12 protein-coding genes are annotated in these 17,548 nt (G+C 36.1%); 1 reads left to right on the top strand and 11 read right to left on the bottom strand.

Annotated features, from left to right (window positions below; genetic code table 11):
• Positions 1-80: 80 nt before the first annotated feature.
• From AC13DP_RS02415 to AC13DP_RS02365, 11 genes are all read right to left on the bottom strand, one after another.
• Entirely contained in the window at positions 81-320 is a 240-nt protein-coding gene (locus AC13DP_RS02415; protein WP_483067246.1) for a hypothetical protein, read from the bottom strand.
• Positions 321-519: 199 nt separating this feature from the next.
• On the bottom strand, positions 520-3,732 hold the full coding sequence (locus AC13DP_RS02410; protein ID WP_483067245.1) for a type I restriction endonuclease subunit R: 3,213 nt from the start codon (positions 3,730-3,732) through the stop codon (positions 520-522).
• Positions 3,733-3,909: 177 nt separating this feature from the next.
• Positions 3,910-5,286 (bottom strand): Fic family protein, encoded by a 1,377-nt coding sequence (locus AC13DP_RS02405; RefSeq protein ID WP_347405881.1) that lies wholly within the window; start codon positions 5,284-5,286, stop codon positions 3,910-3,912.
• 28 nt (positions 5,287-5,314) lie between these two features.
• The gene (locus AC13DP_RS02400; protein ID WP_483067244.1) at positions 5,315-9,112 is read right to left on the bottom strand and encodes a hypothetical protein; all 3,798 of its coding nucleotides are present in this window, start codon (positions 9,110-9,112) and stop codon (positions 5,315-5,317) included.
• An 11-nt stretch (positions 9,113-9,123) separates the two neighbouring features.
• Positions 9,124-10,254: a restriction endonuclease subunit S gene (locus AC13DP_RS02395; protein WP_483067243.1), complete on the bottom strand. Its 1,131-nt coding sequence runs from the start codon at positions 10,252-10,254 to the stop codon at positions 9,124-9,126.
• Positions 10,244-11,809 carry a type I restriction-modification system subunit M gene (locus tag AC13DP_RS02390; RefSeq protein ID WP_483067242.1) on the bottom strand — a complete coding sequence of 522 codons (1,566 nt, stop codon included), beginning with the start codon at positions 11,807-11,809 and terminating at the stop codon, positions 10,244-10,246. Before AC13DP_RS02390 ends, AC13DP_RS02395 begins: the two co-directional genes overlap by 11 nt.
• Before the next feature lie 13 nt (positions 11,810-11,822).
• Entirely contained in the window at positions 11,823-12,113 is a 291-nt protein-coding gene (locus tag AC13DP_RS02385) for a helix-turn-helix domain-containing protein (protein ID WP_483067241.1), read from the bottom strand.
• 203 nt (positions 12,114-12,316) lie between these two features.
• The gene (gene mobC, locus AC13DP_RS02380) at positions 12,317-14,299 is read right to left on the bottom strand and encodes a conjugal transfer protein MobC (RefSeq protein ID WP_483067247.1); all 1,983 of its coding nucleotides are present in this window, start codon (positions 14,297-14,299) and stop codon (positions 12,317-12,319) included.
• Between the two features lie 20 nt (positions 14,300-14,319).
• Positions 14,320-15,624 carry a relaxase/mobilization nuclease domain-containing protein gene (locus AC13DP_RS02375; protein ID WP_347405876.1) on the bottom strand — a complete coding sequence of 435 codons (1,305 nt, stop codon included), beginning with the start codon at positions 15,622-15,624 and terminating at the stop codon, positions 14,320-14,322.
• Positions 15,612-16,001 (bottom strand): plasmid mobilization protein, encoded by a 390-nt coding sequence (locus tag AC13DP_RS02370; RefSeq protein ID WP_347405875.1) that lies wholly within the window; start codon positions 15,999-16,001, stop codon positions 15,612-15,614. Before AC13DP_RS02370 ends, AC13DP_RS02375 begins: the two co-directional genes overlap by 13 nt.
• Positions 16,002-16,236: 235 nt before the next feature.
• A complete protein-coding gene (locus AC13DP_RS02365; protein ID WP_483067240.1) occupies positions 16,237-17,136 on the bottom strand; it encodes a toprim domain-containing protein in 900 nt (299 codons plus the stop codon).
• A 220-nt stretch (positions 17,137-17,356) separates the two neighbouring features.
• Here AC13DP_RS02365 and AC13DP_RS02360 point away from each other — a divergent pair.
• Positions 17,357-17,548, top strand: a 192-nt coding sequence (locus AC13DP_RS02360) for an SDR family NAD(P)-dependent oxidoreductase (RefSeq protein WP_483067239.1), incomplete at its 3' end; no start/stop codon positions are given.

The following is a 17,548-nucleotide window of genomic DNA, read 5'->3' as shown; positions in this document are numbered from 1 at the left end:
AGATATCAAGGGGGAATCAATGAGGAAAAAACTTAAAAATAAATAGTAAATTTAACCACAGTAGAATCGATTTTGCGCACTTAGTTTGCTATGCTCACTTTCATCCGGCGCACGTGGTTCACTATGGCCGGCTCATCCACTAATGATTGAACATCAAATCTTGGGTGCATCATTTTATCATATGCATTCTTTTGTACCTTTTCTTCTGCATATTTTATTTGTGGGATATTTAAAGACTCATCAGATATATCAGCAAATCTTGGGTTATTAGGATCTAAAAGTAGATTATCAAGGCTTATTTTTTTGGGTGTTAATTTCATTATTAATGTTTTAAAATTTATAAAAACCAAAGGTTATCTTTTCCAAATTCGGGTATTTCGTTGCGGTTGAAATATTGGAAATTTCGGTAACTATTTCAGGATATTCTATGGGATAGTTAAAGGTTAGGATGTTGAAACAGTGATTTTGCATTAGTTTAGTTGGTTTTATTAGTTCATATTTCAGTCTTATGCTGTTATTTTATTTTGCTTGACTATATTTTTTAAAATTTTCAGCTTGTTCAAAGATTTCTTTGTAGACTTCATCACGTTCTACTGGTGGATAGCCGTGTTCGTCTAAAAGAAGTATTAGACCTACTTTTAAAGCAGATTTAATATCATCCCTTTTGTTCCAGTCTGGAAATTTAGCCTGACCATCAACCAAGTCTTTTACCGCTTGTGCTAACTCAATTAATTTGTCTTCAGGATAGGTGAAATCGTATTTAACACAAAGTTCTTTTAGGATATCATAAAATGCTTTTTCCTCAAAATCAATCCCTAAATCATCACCTGCCTTAAATTCTTTATAAACATCCCAAATAAGGTTGGTTAACTGTTCCGCCATTTCCTCGTACACCTCACTACGTAGAATATCATTTTCATCACGTTGATTGTATTTCTGAACTAAGGATTCCATTTTCTTAGAAAAGTCAACACCTTTTACTTTATTGACTTTCTTCATTTCACCAATAGCCTTTGCCAATAGTTGCTGTAACAACTTAATCTTTGTATTCGGTAGTTTGATTTTATCGATTTTGGCTAAATAATCCTCATCAAAAATGTCTTGCTCTTTTTCAGTTTCTTCACCCATTTTAAAGATTTCATCTACACCATCACTCTGTAAGGCATTTTTAATCATCTCCCTTACTTTTGCATTCATTTGAGCTGTGTCTGGTGCATTTCCTTTAGTGAGTTTAAAAACAATAGAGCGAATTGCTAAGTAGAAATGGGTGTAATCTCTTTCCTGTTGTGTCAATTCTTCACTACCCGCACAAATATCATAGGCCGCTTTTAGTCTTTTCACTAAGCCCATAAATCGAGTTTCCATTTCTTTAGTCAGCTGTACAAATTCAGCTGCCATATTAAGTGTATTCAATTGCTCTAACGCAGAACCGTTAAAGTATTTCGAGCTATCAAATTTATGAAGGAGTTTAGCTAATAGGTCTAAATGATTTCTTACTACTATTAAGGATTGTTGTATATCCTCAAAATTGTCTTTATCACCCTCTGAGTATTTTTTAAGGGCTAAATTCATTTGTTTCTTAATACCAATATAATCTACAACCAAGCCTTTATTCTTGCCTTTAAATTTTCGATTAACACGAGAAATGGTTTGTATTAAGTTGTGTTGCTGAATTGGCTTATCGATGTATATAGTGTCTAAGAAAGGAACATCAAAGCCTGTTAACCACATATCAACAACGATCGCTATTTTGAAATTAGATTTTTCATTTTTGAATTGCCTGTCTAACTCTTTACGATATTCTTTAGAGCCTAATAAATCGTATAATTCTTTGGAGTCGTCTTTACCACGGGTCATAATCATTTTGATACGCTCCATCGGTTTGATTTCCCTCTTATCTTTATCTGAAAGCACTGCACCTTCCTCGGCAACTTTTACTTCGTTCCATTCAGGTCTTAATGCTAATACATTCTGATAAAATTCATAAGCAATATTGCGAGAACTACTTACAAACATGGCTTTTCCTTTAATCGTAGCTCCTTCTGTAACTCGATTTTCATAGTGCTGTACAAAATCGGCAGCCAATTCTTTTAACCTATCCGGGTCGCCGAGAATAGCGTTCATATTTGCAGATTGCTTTTTACTTTCTTCTACCTGATATTCATTGGCTCCAGCTTCCGCAGCTTCTTCGTAATATTTCTCAATCTTTTCTAATTCACTATTTTGTAGGGCTATTTTTGCGGCCCTACCTTCATACACAATACGAACAGTAATTTCATCTTTAACCGATTCGGTCATCGTGTAGGCATCTACTACCTTACCGAATACATCTAAAGTCGCATCAACTGGTGTTCCTGTAAAACCTACATAGGTTGCATTGGGTAAAGAGTCGTGTAAATACTTGGCAAAGCCAAAGGATTTCTTCACGCCCTTTTCTGTAACTCTAACTTTTTGGTCTAAGTTGGTTTGACTTCTATGTGCTTCATCAGAAATACAAATCACATTGGTACGCTCAGTTAATAGCTCAATATCTTCTGTGAACTTGTGAATGGTGGTTAAGAATACTCCACCACTGGCACGACCTTGTAATAGTTCTCTTAATTCAGCTCTACTTTCTACGCTTGTTATCGTATCATCACCGATGTAAATTTTAGCATTGGTAAACTGTCCTGAAAGCTGGTCATCTAAATCTGTACGGTCTGTAATGAGAACGATTGTAGGGTTTTCAAAATACTCACTCTTCATTAATAGTCGTGTGAGATAGAGCATTGTATAACTCTTACCGCTACCAGTAGCACCAAAGTATGTTCCACCTTTTCCGTCTCCTTCTGGTTTTTGAGCTTTTTTGATATTGTCGTATAAAGCTCTTGCGGCATAGTATTGTGGATAACGACATACTATTTTCTCATCTTTTTTAGATGTATCAGGTATGTAAATAAAGTTTTGAATAATATCCCTTAATCTGTTTTGGTGCAGCATTCCCTGAATAAGGGTAAACATACTATCGATGCCATCTACGTCTTTAGCTAAGCCTGATATTCTACGCCACGCATAGTAAAACTCATAGGGTGCAAAAAATGAACCTGCTTTGTTGTTTACTCCATCACTTATAACGCAGAATGCATTGTATTTAAAAAGCTCTGGAATATCTCTTTTGTAACGTGTTGTTAACTGTACATAAGCGTTATGGATGGTGCAATTCTCTTGAATAGCCGTTTTAAACTCAAACACTACTACTGGTATTCCATTGACGTAAATAATACCATCAGGAATACGCTTTTCTGTACCTACAATTTCAAGTTGGTTAACAAATTTGTAGATGTTATTGTCGCCATATTTTTCTTGGGGTTCGGCTACTGATAGGGTGTCTAAGTTTTTTCCTTGAATTTGACGGTCTAAGCCTGCATAGTCAATTAATGATACCCAAATATCCTTTTGGTTACGGTCTTCTCGTTTTAGAATAAAACCATCAGACAGCCACTGGATTATTTTTTTATTGGTTTCGTATAAATCAGAAGCAGGTAAGGTTTTAAGCTGCAATACAATGGATTTAGCCTCGGTAAGGGTTAATCCTTCTTTTTTATATTGTGTTAATAGAAACTCGATTATATCTTCTTCAATCAACACTTCTTCGGGCATACGGCTAATGGTATTCCCTAAAAAATGTGGATAACCTTCATTACCCAATAATTCTATAAATGCTTCCTCTAATTTTGCTTCTGTAAACTTCATCAATAATGGTTAATTCTTAATGGTTAACGGTTAATACTGGTTTCCTCTGTAGAGCCAATTCTTGTACCAAGTTTAGTACCAACCCATCTACCAACTTATCTACCCACCTTAGTATTAAGGTGAATATTAATGTACCCTGCTGGATATTTCTTTTCTCTATTTTGGTAGACATTAAACTCATTTTATATGTTCTTTAAGTTGCTTACCTTTTGCTGTAAGACGGTATTTTTGTTTGCTGCTATTGGGTTTATCAGGAATGGTTAATTCTATAAGCCCTTTTTCAATAGCTGGATGCAAATAGTTTTGTCTGAATGTATGGTTATGCGATAAATTCAAGAAATCCATTAATTCACTTCTGTAGTGCTCATTTTTCATAACAGATAACAAGGCTTTGACTTGGTCGGTAGCTTGGTCGGCAACTTGGTCGATAGCTTGGTCGGTGACTTGTTCGGTAACTTGTTCGGTGGTGTTGATTGGTTCTGCCGATGGAAAGACCATACGCAGGAAATTAGCGGAGAACTGAAAGCATTCTTTACCATAAGTTTCCAGTATTCTTGGGATACCTGAACCCAATTGTTCTACCAAATCCACATCTTTAAAAACCCGCATTAACTCTTTGTTTCGGGGAACAGAATAGCCTTCAAAAAACTCAGATTCGCTCAAGCCTTCGGGTAAAGCACCTGCCGAAGTAATTTCTATACGGTCCTGGAATATTTCAAACTTGGGAGCTATTTCTCGGGTATAGTCGTTATGCACAAAAGCGTTGATAATGGCTTCACGTAAGGCAATACCATTCCAAAGCCGTTTTTCTAAACGCTCCTTACTGGTAATTTGGGTAAGGGTACGGTTTTCCAGTTCTATTTTATCGAGTACGCTTTTGGTAGCTTTAATGAGTGAACCATAACCGTATTCATTGCTTTCAGCTAAGTCTGCACGGGTAGTGCCTTTATATTTGGCTACTTTTACAGATACATTGTTTTCGTCTGCCAACAAATAGCCTGCGTAATTAATGTCTCCCTGTGGAGTAAGCAACTCTAAATTCTTTTTAAACTGTTGATTGAGTGGTTTGCGTTTTTCTTCGTAATAAATACGCAGTTGGGCAAAACTAAGGTCTTGTCGGTTCGCCTTTATTTTACCGATAGAATTACGGGTACGAGAAGCGAACAGTTCCTCAATCATTTTTTGAGGCATAGGCTCTGCCGCTGTACCAATACGTAGGTAACAGCCTTTTTCGGTCATTCCGTATTTTTTCTTGAAATAGGGTTTTTCGCTACCGCTAGCCACAATGATTTTAATGATAGGCTGACCGTCTTTTTCTTCTGCCACCACATCAAACAAGCCCATAGCAGAAGGAGCGATGTTGTTTTTAATGCGGTCTTTTATTTTAAGCATATCGGCATCCGGGTCTGCTACACCAAGGGTGTTGCCGTTTTTATCAATACCAATATAGACCAAACCGCCCTCGTGGTAGTTTAAAAAGGCTACCACTTCTTTTTCCAAATCTAAATCTTTGGTGAGTTGTGCTTTGTATTCTATGCGGTTGGTTTCTGTCATATTCCTTTTAAAATTTGTATAGTTAAGGTTAATATTCTAATCTGTTTCTTTCAGCTTCATCATCCATTCTTTTGGCATCTAATAGATAACCATCAGATAGTCTTTTAAATATTTCAGCTACGTTAGGATATTTATCTTTAAAGTCTTTTTCTAACTTTTCAAAATAGGCGGCTTTCTCCCTTTCAATATCACCACCGTCAAAAGCTCCTCTTGAAGAAGAGCCTCTTTTGTTAAACAATGCCGATGAATAATTACTTTTTATGCTATCTGAATTTATTTCTTCTATTATCTTAAATATTGTTTCCTGTGGCCATTCAGGTATATCCTCAGGATATTGAGCTAACACCTTCCCAATTTGCATATCAGCAACTTCTAATCTGCTTACATTTTTAGCAAGTTCGCGTACTTTGTCTATCCAGCTTTTTAATTCCACTTCATCAATAGAATTATCATCATTCATTCCTGGAATTTTTTTCCAAGAATTAAGTAGGTGATATGATTGTTTCGCTCTACTTTCAATGACTTCATCAGTAATTCCTTTTCTTTCCTCTTCTAATAAAGTTTTATCCTTAGGAAGATAAATCCACTTTAATACATCAATGAAAAAATCAGGATTGTTTGCTAATTCTTCTTCAAGGTTTATGGGGTTTCTTCTTGTGCCATATGAATCTAAAATAGCGAGATACAACCATTCTAGCTGAATAAGAGTAGATTTCTCTATATCTTCTCGGTTATCTATTTCCTCAAATATTCTTTCTATTTCATAGCCCTTAAAGCGTATCGTCTCACTTGATTCTTCAGTTCCTGCTCTTCGGAGCATTTCTGCAAGAAGGTCGGTTGGAATAACTTTAGGAAAATGTGAAGCAATATCAATTGCAGAAAAAAATCTTTTATGAATTAAAAGCATTTCTACCCCAAAAACTTTTTCAGCATCAGAAATATGATAAAAATGAGGTCTTACATTCTGCCAATATAGATTCTGAATTTCCTCATTTAAAGTAGAAATGAAATCCCATAGTTCCTGATTTTGATTGATAGGAATTAAAATATTGGAGAGTGCTTGATGACTATAACCCTTCTCTTGCAAATCACTAAACAAGACTTTAACCCAATCAAAACCCTCTTTAATTGATTTACGGTAAATAAAACTATGAACAAAGGTTATTTTACTTCCTTCATCATATAGACATTTACTGATGGTGAAAATATCTTCTTGTTTAGAAATTACATCTGCCAAAGCATAGCCAAAAGCCCATAATTGAGATATTTCATTTCTGAGTTCTAAGGTTTTGTCTAAACCTAATTCAGAAATAAAATTTATAACTGCATCTTTTCTTGCTTCATCAACTCTTTTTTGCTGCTGTTCGTGACGTTTTTCAAACTCATTATCCTTATATACAAATCCTTCAGGAAATTCAGGCCAATGGTCATTAAACAACCAAATGTATTTCTCTAAAGTAGAAGTTGGTTGAAGTTTATTGTACAAGTCTTCCAACCTTTTCAATTCTGATTCAGGTAATGCCCAATCTGTATCGGGATGGGACCTATGATGATTTAATATTTTTCTTATGGTATCCCAAGTTGTGAAACTCTTTTGCTCCACTTTTAAGCAAACCTCATCTGCCCAAATCAAAACCCTATTTCTGTCCTTAGGGCTTAGATTTGTAACTTCATTTATTAACTGGGAGAACTTATTTTCATCATAATCAAAAAGCTCAATAAGCATTTCAATTATCGTTGAATGCGTATCCCAAATTTCCTGATACGTATATTTTAGATTGGTATTTTTATCAAACATTCTCCAACGCATTTTATGCGTAGGATGAGCAACACCGTGATGTTCAGGAAGCATACGAATAAGCAATGACCAACCTGTTTCTTGTTCTCGCTCTGTAATATATTTTAAGACAGCTATTCTTTCATCATAAGATGCGAGAGTTTGATAATGCCACGGTTTAAAAATCTCCGTAATACTATTTAATGGTCTGTTCGACAAATTACCACCAGGGTCAAGTCTTGAGAGTTGTAATAAAATTAAACTTGTGTCTCTAAGGTACTCTGGTAGCCAAGCTAAATTTTCAAGAGCCCAAAGTAAACCTGTATGGTGACTTGTTTTGTGAAGAAAGCCATCTTCTTCTTCAAACATTTCCATTATTTCAGGTTTTTCCTTCGCTAAGGAATTATTCACTGATTTTAGAAAACTATCTGGAGATGCTTCAGAAATAAGCGGTAACTCGTGATTTACGGAAACCCAAGTTTCTCCAGTTGCATTGTATAATAAATCAAGCACAATGCTATCTACCCAATTTTGAGGTTTATTAAGATTCGGTATTTTAATGCTATCGCCTAAGCGACCAACAAGAATAAATGATTGAGTTAAGCCTTCTCTTGACCAATTTGAATACTTTCTCTTTTTATTAAAACTGGCTGCAAAATCATTTTTATCCTTTGGTTCAATAATAGGATTTCCGTTTTTGAATGCTTGTAAAAAACATTCCTGAAGGTTTTTAAAATCATTTTCAGTAAGTTGAGCAGATAGATTTGTCCATAAATCTAAAGGAGAGGTTAAACGCCAAGTTTCTCCAATTTGAATAATTGGTGATTCTTCAAAATTTTTCCATTTATTGAGAGTGATTAAATAATCGCCATATTTTTGATTTGATAATTGTTCTATTAGCTCAACATCACCAACAAAAGTTTCATTCCATCTACCTAATAATAGTGCTGGTATGATTTCTCGAATATCCTCCTTGAAAAACCATTTTGCTTTATTATAAGGAAACCCAAGAAGTTTTTTTAGAATAGTAATATTTCTTCCTGATTCTCTTGAAAATTTCTCTGCTTCATCTTTTGAAACTCCACTTTTAATAAGTGAATTAATTTGACCGTCTCTATCAATTGTCGGAAGGGTGATTGTTTCTTGATTAAAATCATCATCTGCACCTAACGGAACTAAAACGTGATGCCCTTTTGATACAGCAGCGTAAAGTGGCTGTGCTTCATCAAATCTTGGTATGAGGTTTAAAGAAGTATTTGTATTTATCCTAACACCTCTAAAATTCCCTTCGGTATCTATTATGAGAGCTTTAGAGAAAAACCTATCAGAGGCATCATCAGGGAAAGTTTTTGCAGCAGCTATAATAAAGGCAATTGCTTCATTTTTAGTAGATGCCTTTATTCCTTTAATTGTTGGGTCTCCTTGTAATGTGGTTAGTAATTGATTTTTTTCGTACTCCCTTCCTGCAATGATGCTTTCAGGTAAAAGAACCAAGCCTTTTGCTCCAATAGACCATTCTTCCCAAAATTCATCTGCTGTCATTATCCCATCAAAAGGATAAGTGCCTACACCATCTTGTGCTGCAAACCAACGTGAAACGGATAAGGCTATATCGAGCCATTGTTCAATATCTACAGAATCATATACAATTACATCTTTCCAGTGGTTTTCGGCTTTTTTCTCTTTAACCCAATCATCCTTTTTTGACCAAAGTCTCGGAGTAACAAATACGAATACAGAGTCCTTTGGAGTGAAACCAATTGGATTACCCTTTCTTTTGTTGTAATCGCCATCTGCTTTTCCTTTAATATCTGAATTTGTACCAAACTCCCATAAAGAATTTCCTTTTGGTACGTATGCTGTTTCAGATTCACAGTTGACTATACCATCCCAACCACCAATGTATGTTGCACTACCCGAAGGTAGGTTTGCTTTTGTACTTGCAGGCGTAGTTGCCCTAACTAACCTTGAGATTAGATAAGGTAATGCAGCTTTTGAAAATGTAGTGTCTGCCCAACGTTCTATATTGTCTCTAGTTACAAGTTTCACTATCTATTATTTTAATTAACTACCATTTTTTTACTTTCCAACTTCTCCACAACACCACGCATTAAAACAGGACATAATGGTTTGATACTGTCTTTTAATTGCTCATTAATACGTTTACGAGTTTCTAAAGTGTGGTAAATGGTAACAATGGCTTCTTGAATTTTTATATCTGGAATAGGTAATTGAACTCTGCACATTTCACTCCAATCAAAAGTTTCTCTTGCACTTCCCCAAGAATTGAAACGTGCATAACGGTCGAACTCACTTCGTTTAAAGAATAAAAACAGATACTCTGGGAGTAATACTGTTTTATCAATTACTTCAAAGACTGTGTAGGTGCTTGAAACAATACCTGCTTCGCCTTCTAATAAAGCTATTGAAATCTTTTCGCCATTTCTTGAGGTAACAGACACATATCCAAATTGACGTTCTCTGACTATTTTATAGTTTGATAGATTTAGGCCATTTTGATTTGCTTTAGAAGGCATAAAAACCTTATTCACACTGATTCCAAGTAAATTATCAATCTCTAAATCTGTATTACGTTCATCAGATTGTTGAATGTAAGCACCCAATGTTTTAGGTTCTTGGGTTTTGATTAAATCCTCAATGTAGGTATCACAAATCAGCTGTAAATCTTCTAAACTATTTTCATAGGTCTTTTGATTATTCAACAACCCTTTATATAGGTTTACATATTTACGTTGCTCATCTATATGTGGTATGGGGATTTCTATTTCGCAAAGTCTATCCCAATCTAAACCACCTCTAACACTACTATCGCAATATGTCCAAGCTTTTCTATCAAACTCTGGTCGTTGAAATTCAATCATAAGATATTCAGGCAACAACTCATTTTCATCAATTACCTCAAAAGTTTTGTAAGCAGGTGAAACTAATGCAGGTTCATCATCTGTGTAAAGTGCCACAGGCAAAACTTCATCTCTGTTTACGTGCATTAGGTTAGTAGCAAATTGTCCTTTAGAAATTATCTTATACTTAGATAAGTCTAAACTTGATTGATTGGCTACAGAAGGCATAAAGTTTTTAAAAATATTGACTCCCAATAAGTTGGTTACTTCTAAGTCTTTATTCTTATTACTTACAACTTGTATGTAATCACCTATCTTTTTATAACTCATAACCCAATGTTTTAAAGGCGTTAATGAGTTGTTCTTGGCTTTGCTTTTCTTCTTGCAATAGCTCTTTAAAATCACCCTGAATACGCTTCATTTCGGTATCAAAGTCAATACCGCTATCGCCATCTACAAACTGGATGTATTTGCTTGGTACTAAAGAAAAATCGTTTTCAGCAATCTTGTCAAAATGTACCGATTGGCAATATTCAGGCACATCTTTATAGGTGTTTTTCCAATCTGTTTGCTGCCAATTGTGATAGTTTTCAGCTACTTTTTCTATATCTTTTGGAATAAGCTCAATAAATTTCTTTTCATATTCGCTACCCCAACGTCTTAAATCCACAAAAAGCACTTCTTTTTCTCGGTCTCTATAGTTTTTAAGTTTGTCATTTATGGTCGTGGTACGTTGCTTTTTATTGCGGTTTAAAATCCAAAGGGTAACACTTATATCTGTAGTATAAAAAGTATCTCGTGGAATGATGATGATAGCTTCAACCAAGTTGTTTTCAATCAACTTTCTTCGGATTTTATACTCTTCACCACCACCAGATAAAGCTCCGTTCGCCAAAATAAATCCTGCAACGCCATTTTCGGAAAGTTTACTCACCATATTCAAAATCCAACCATAATTGGCATTACTTTTTGGCGGTACATCATAACCTCTCCAACGAGGGTCGTCTTGTAACTCATCTGCACCTCTCCAATCTTTTTGATTGAAGGGTGGATTTGCCATAATGAAATCGGCTTTTAAATCTTTGTGTTGGTCGTTTGAGAATGTATCAGCGTGCTTGTCTCCTAAGTTTGCAGAAATACCTCTAATGGCTAAATTCATTTTAGCCAGTTTATAGGTAGTTGGGGAAGATTCTTGTCCATAAATAGATACTTCCTTTTTATTTCCTTGATGGCTTTCTATAAATTTGATAGACTGTACAAACATTCCACCAGAACCACAAGCAGGGTCATAGATGATGCCTTTATAAGGTTCTATCAATTCTGCTATTAAGTTTACTATGGTTTTTGGGGTGTAAAATTCTCCCTTTCCTTTTCCTTCTTTGATGGCAAATTTTCTAAGGAAGTACTCGTAAACTCTACCTATGATGTCTTGGGATTCATCTTCTAAGGTGTTTATTTCATTGATTTTATCAACCAATGATGCCAATTTGGTACGGTCTAAGCCTAAGCGAGAAAAATAGTTATCTGGTAAAGCCCCCTGTAAAGCAGGGTTATCTTTTTCAATGGTATGCAATGCCGTATCTATTTTTAAGGCTAAATCATTTTGCTTTGCATTTTTACTGATGTATGACCACCGAGAGATTTCCTCTAAGAAGAATACGTTTTTCATATTGTAGAAGTCTTTCATTTCTACATATTTCTCTTTACCCTCGGCAATGAGTTCTTCTCTACGCTCTTCAAATTTATCGCTGGCAAACTTTAGGAATATCAATCCTAACACCACGTGTTTGTATTCTGCCGGGTCAACCGAACCTCTTAATTTATCGCACGATTGCCAAAGGGTTTCTTCTATTGCTTTGGTCTTTTCAATTTTTTTCTTGGCCATATATGGTGGTCTCTTATTTTCTATTCGTTTTAATGTCCTTTGTTGCCATTTTTAAGGCTTGCAATGCCTGTTCTTCGTCTGTGGTTATTTCTAAAATTTGGTCTGCTAACCACAATGCCAACAACTCCTGTTCATCAGCCTTTAACAGCTCCGCTATTTTTAGCACCTGTTCCCGTTTAGCTCTACGCTCTCCACGTTCAATCTTGCTAAACATAGGGGTGTCAATTTCAAGTTCTGCTGAGAGTTGTCTTTGGAGTAATCCTTGACTCTCTCTAAGCTCTTTAATTCTATTTGCTAGCTTCACGACCTTTTATATTTTGACTTGTCAAATTTTGTCCAATTTAAGAATAATTAGTGAAAAAAGAATAAGGAAAACCGTAAAAAAGGAAAATAAAATTTCACTTTCTAACTGCCTTAATATAAGTTTAATATGAAAAACGGTAACTTGTATTGCTCATTCAATTTTATAATTCCTTAAATATATTAGAACATTTCTAAATCTTAATTCTACTTTCTTACCACCAAATGGCTCAGCCCCGGATCATTCAATAGCCGCTCCATTTCTGACTGTATAATGTCCTGAATATCCTGTTTGATTTGGAAATAGTTACGCTGTACCATACCTGAATCCAACTTTCGGATCACTTCAATGTCCTTATAATTTTGCTCCTCACGCTTAAGGCTGTCATGGTCATTAATGATCTCACAATGGAAAGCTTTCAAATCAATCTTACAATCGGGATTATCTGCTACCATACCCACAAATTCACCGGAGCTTAACCCCGATATTTTGGAAGGTGGTATGGCTGCTTCCAATTGTTTGGATCGGCTTATCGAAGTGTCCCCACTGTTAATCGAATAGCTCTCCCTGTCCTGCATTATTTTCCCAAAGCGCTCCGAAAGTTGTTTGGCCGTATCGCCAGTAACCTGACCGCTAACGATATTCCCCGTAATATTCATAATGACATCTGCCTGCTCACGGCCATAATCCTTTCGAAGCTGACTAAAATCCTGAATACCCAGACAGGTAGAAACTTTATTGCTCCGGGCAGTAGCAATCAAACTATCCATATTGTTCAGGTAGATGGTTGGGAACTCATCAAAAATGAGACTACTCTTTAACTTTCCTTTTTTGTTCACCAGCTTAATTAACCTGTTTACATAGAGGGATAATACCGCTCCGTAAATTTGTATTTTTTGCGGATTGTTTCCCATACATACAATCTTTGGATCATCAGGATTATTAATATCCAGATTAAAATCATTTCCTGACAACACATAGTATAACTGTGGGGATGAAAGCCTTGCCATTGCCACTTTTGCTGAGGCGATCTGGCCTTCCAATTGTTCCATAACATCATTGAGGTATGCATTAACAAAAGGATTTATCAGCACTTCAATTTCCTTCTCGGTTCGTAATAATGTGAAAAGGCTATCATAATCTACCTGCATTAATTCTATTACATGTGGCAAGGTGCAGAATTCCCCATCCTTGTATTTTTTCAGATACCAGATAATTGCGGTTAGAAAGTTGATTGGGGATTCCACAAAGAAGTCTCCCTGACGTTTGATCCATTCCCTGTTTAACCCCATCAAAATGGTACGGGCACTTTCTGCTGCATCGGTAATATCGGTCATCGCTGAAGGCTCTAAGGGATTGCACCGATGGCTACGGGTAAGGTCATCGAAATTAATCACATAAAATGCTGGGGGCTTGGTATATCGATGTTGGTTTTTCAGCCAGGTATTATAGACTATTTTGGAAAGGTCATCAAACTTAAAGTCGTACACAAACATGCTAAACCCTTTACGGATATGTTGAGTAATTACATGACGTATTACAAAGTAAGATTTACCGGAACCGGGTGTTCCCAATACCATAATCGCCCGAAATGGATTAATGATATTGACCCAACTTTTCCGCTGCTTATCTTTTAATTGGTATTGGGCAGGAAGATTTATGGAATATTCGTTTTCCAGCAACCGTTCTTCCTGTGGAAAGGTTTCGTTTTCCTTATTAAAGATGTCCTTGTTATTAATTTTATCCCTGATGATTCGTGAAAGTAATGTTCCACCGGTTAACACCAGCAGAAAGCCAATTCCTGTAAGTGCCATGTACAAAATAGCAGTCGTAATTACAGGTGTGTTTAGCTTCATGCATAGGTAGCTGATAAAATAAATAAGTAATCCGGTCATCAGGTAAGCAAAAGCCGTTCTGTGGTTAAGTTTTTCATCCTTTTTCCCCTTCGTTCCTATAAGGGATATTCCCAAAAAACAAAGGGCAATTAATTTCGATTTGTGAAAATTGCTGAACAATCCCGTCTTATAAATATTGCCTAAAATACGATCACTAAATGTGCTGCTCCATCCCCATAGTTCAAAAGCACTGTAGCAGTAATAATAGAAATGGATGATTAATATGGTAATACTGATAAGCCTTGTCATATCCAGTATCTTTCTTAGTGCTTGTTCATTTTCTCCGGTGTGCATTGCCATAGCTTTAATTTCTTTTACTGATTATTATTCAGATTTCTTTTTTTCTTCTTTTTGCGTTTCTTTTTAAGTTGATTGGGCAGGTACTCCGAGGTGTTTTCTGCCTGGGTCAACACCTGCAATACATTTTCTTTTCCTATTGATATGGAAGCAGATTGAGCCTCTTTATCAGCTTCTTTGGTTTCTGCCGCAGCGGCAGCCTGTGGCTGTAACCCAATGTTTTGTTTCGGGTCGGGATGCCTTAGCAAATCTTGTCCCGGAACACCTTCCGGCAAACACCTTTTCTGAATGGCTTTGGCACTGTAGGCTTTGCCTAAAGCACTTCCGTTAAAAACACACTTGGTTTGGTGATCCACATAGGTGATTCCGTATAAAATTCCATTAGCATTTTGCCTGAGTACGATATGAATCCCTTGTTTTTTCAACGCAGATATTAGTTCTGGAATGGATGATTTTTTTGACAACAATTCTTTATCCACCGCATTTTTAACCCGTCTTTTAAAAGGTGTTCGTTTCGCCATATTTTCTTTGAATTTCTGCTCCAGAAATTTCAGGGTTGGTTTATTATAAAACAGGCTGGCTTTGATAGGAACACCTACCGGATTACCATCAGCATCCAGCACCCGGTATAGCAATCCGCCAGTCTGATAAACTTTTGAATTTTCTGTTCCCCGTTCTGCCTTTACATTATATTTGTTAAGTACTGCATTCAGCTCCGGAAGACTAGTATATTTATAGGGAGTCAATACATTTTCCAGAATGTTTTGGATAGCCATTTTGGTCTGTGATTTGCCATACATCGCCTTGCCAACAGTTATAGGTTTTAATTTATAATTTTCATCTTTTTTTTGAGCTTCGGCCTGCACCAAACCAAACTCTTTTTCCAATGCTTTTCGGGCGGGTTCAGACTTACGAATGCCCAAATGATGTAAGTCAATTCGTTTGCCATCCGCTTCAATATTGGTAGTTACCAAATGAATGTGCGGATGTCCTGCATCGTGGTGTTGATAGACCAGATAAGGTTGTTCACCGAAACCGATTTTATCCAGATAACCATCGGCTATTTCAAGCAGTTTTTGCTTTGATAAATGGTTCTCTGAAACATCAAAATTGAGTGAAATATGGACACTATTCCGCTTTGTTTTTTCATTTAATTCCATCTGTTTTAAGAAGCGGTTTAGCTTCATAGTAAAACTCATTTTATCCGGATCAACAGGATAATTTCCTGCCCCGATACATTCCGCAACTCCCTGCTTTACTTTGTTCTCATTGTAGTTTAAAATGCGGTGAATAGAATGCCCTGTTTTGATTACTGCAACCATATTTCTGCCATTTTTTGTATGTGTTTTTTAATCTCATCCACCTTATTGAACAGGGTTCTTTTTTCTACTTCGTAAGCAATCAGCCAGCTTTTAAATTCTCTGATTTCTTGAAGCGTATGAAGTTTTTTAACGGCCTGATTAAAGTTGTTGCCTACGTGGTTAAGTTCCTTTCTAAGCTGAGCCATTTCTGCCATAAAATCATCGGCAGATTGGTTGCGATACGTCGTTACAATGGGCTTTTTAAAAAGGCTGTGACGAACATATTCGCTTAGCTTTCGGCAGGTGCTATTTTGCCATTTCTTTTCGATTTTTTCATATTCATCGGGTGTTAAACGCAGCCCAATAATGCGTGTCCTGTTTGATTTTTTTCCTTCCATCTCCTTCTCCTTTATCATCTTATCAAACTCAAAAATTCATTCTATACGCCCTGCCCACGAGTTCCGAGTTATAGGCAGCAAGATGTCGATTGTTAAACAACCGTTCATCTTGCCGTTTGCAGGAACGTTGCAAACTCATTGTTTTGCCAAAGTCTCCCAGAGGCTTATTATGTACTTTCAGGGATTCTGACGATTTTCTAAATAGTGAAGTTTTCTAAAATGCTTAGAAACACTTTTAAAGTTTATTCCCTAAGCGTTTCTTCTGCTGCTTTCCAATATGTACCAGCCAATCATTTAGGTCTTTGTGGTTTTGGTAAAGCTTGCTATGATCGTTATATTTCTTGCTACTAGACAATGCTTCCCTGGCAACTTTTTGTCCGGCGGCATCATTGTCCAGATATAGATTTATTGCTTTATGTGATTCCAAAAACGGACGTGCTTTTTCGAACAGGGAAAGGGAATTTAAAATGACAAAATCAGGAGTCTTATTTAGATCATTTCTACTGATACATTTGAACGAAAGAAAATCCATAAAGCCCTCGAATACGGTCACCTCATCGGAAGCATTTTTTACTGTGGTAATGTCCTTGGGAGAACTGCTTGCTTTGAAGTAAGGATTGCGTATTTCAAATCCGTCAGAATCATTTTTAAAACCAATTCCATAATAGTTTTTCCCGTTTACTTCATAATGTACTTCCCGGCAATATCGAGTTGCAGTTTCAATAGGGATTTTTCGTTGTTCCAAGTAGCGCATCAATGGATGTGAACTAAGTTCAACCTCTTTTAAAATTTTAAGTTGATGCTCCGGTTCATTTTTTATTTTGGTAAAACTTTTTGAGGGCTTTTGAAAAGAAAAACCGCCCTCCATTTTTTTTAGAAATTCTCCAACGGAACAACTGTAATATTGAATCCCAAAATCGATAACATTACCTCCTTCACCAAGGCCATGATCGTACCATCGGTTCAGCTTTCGATTAACCTTAAAAGAGGGGGTGTTTTCCTGCCGTAGCGGAGAACGGTACCAATGGTCATTGCCCTTGATTTTTGAAGGTTCATAACCTAATGAGGATAGGTATTGAACCATGTCCATTTCTTTTGCTTCCGCAATGGAAAGTTTTTGTCTCCTGAAATCCATAACCACACATTTTCATCTTCACTATTCAGTTCACAGACGTAAAGTTAAACAAGTGGTATGGCATCTACCCATCCTCTCTATATTTTGAATGGGATGATAGCATCTGGACTCAGAAAATATTAAATACATCTGTAATATGGATACTAAACTCAGTAATCAGAATACTGTATAAAAAGTAATCCAATGCAACTTTGTATTCATAAATAAAAAACAGATTATTATGAACAAAGAAAATCAAAAAGTATGGTTGGTGACAGGAACTTCCAAAGGACTAGGACTTCATTTAATCAAACTACTCCTTTCACAAGGACATAAGGTAATTGCAACAAGTCGGAATACAGATGCTCTGGAAAAAGAAATTACATCATTTAAAGAAAATCTTTTTCCAGTAAAATTAGATATTACTTCGGAT

The organism is Zunongwangia sp. L-65 (genome assembly GCF_056859415.1).
This window is presented reverse-complemented; position numbering and strand designations above follow the sequence as displayed.

Bases quoted from the DNA above. Each gene is read 5' to 3' on its own strand.
- AC13DP_RS02415 (WP_483067246.1), bottom strand. From the start codon at position 320: ATGAAATTAACACCCAAAAAAATAAGCCTTGATAATCTACTTTTAGAT.
- AC13DP_RS02410 (WP_483067245.1), bottom strand. From the start codon at position 3,732: ATGAAGTTTACAGAAGCAAAATTAGAGGAAGCATTTATAGAATTATTG.
- AC13DP_RS02405 (WP_347405881.1), bottom strand. From the start codon at position 5,286: ATGACAGAAACCAACCGCATAGAATACAAAGCACAACTCACCAAAGAT.
- AC13DP_RS02395 (WP_483067243.1), bottom strand. From the start codon at position 10,254: ATGAGTTATAAAAAGATAGGTGATTACATACAAGTTGTAAGTAATAAG.
- AC13DP_RS02390 (WP_483067242.1), bottom strand. From the start codon at position 11,809: ATGGCCAAGAAAAAAATTGAAAAGACCAAAGCAATAGAAGAAACCCTT.
- mobC (WP_483067247.1), bottom strand. From the start codon at position 14,299: ATGCACACCGGAGAAAATGAACAAGCACTAAGAAAGATACTGGATATG.
- AC13DP_RS02375 (WP_347405876.1), bottom strand. From the start codon at position 15,624: ATGGTTGCAGTAATCAAAACAGGGCATTCTATTCACCGCATTTTAAAC.
- AC13DP_RS02370 (WP_347405875.1), bottom strand. From the start codon at position 16,001: ATGGAAGGAAAAAAATCAAACAGGACACGCATTATTGGGCTGCGTTTA.
- AC13DP_RS02365 (WP_483067240.1), bottom strand. From the start codon at position 17,136: ATGGATTTCAGGAGACAAAAACTTTCCATTGCGGAAGCAAAAGAAATG.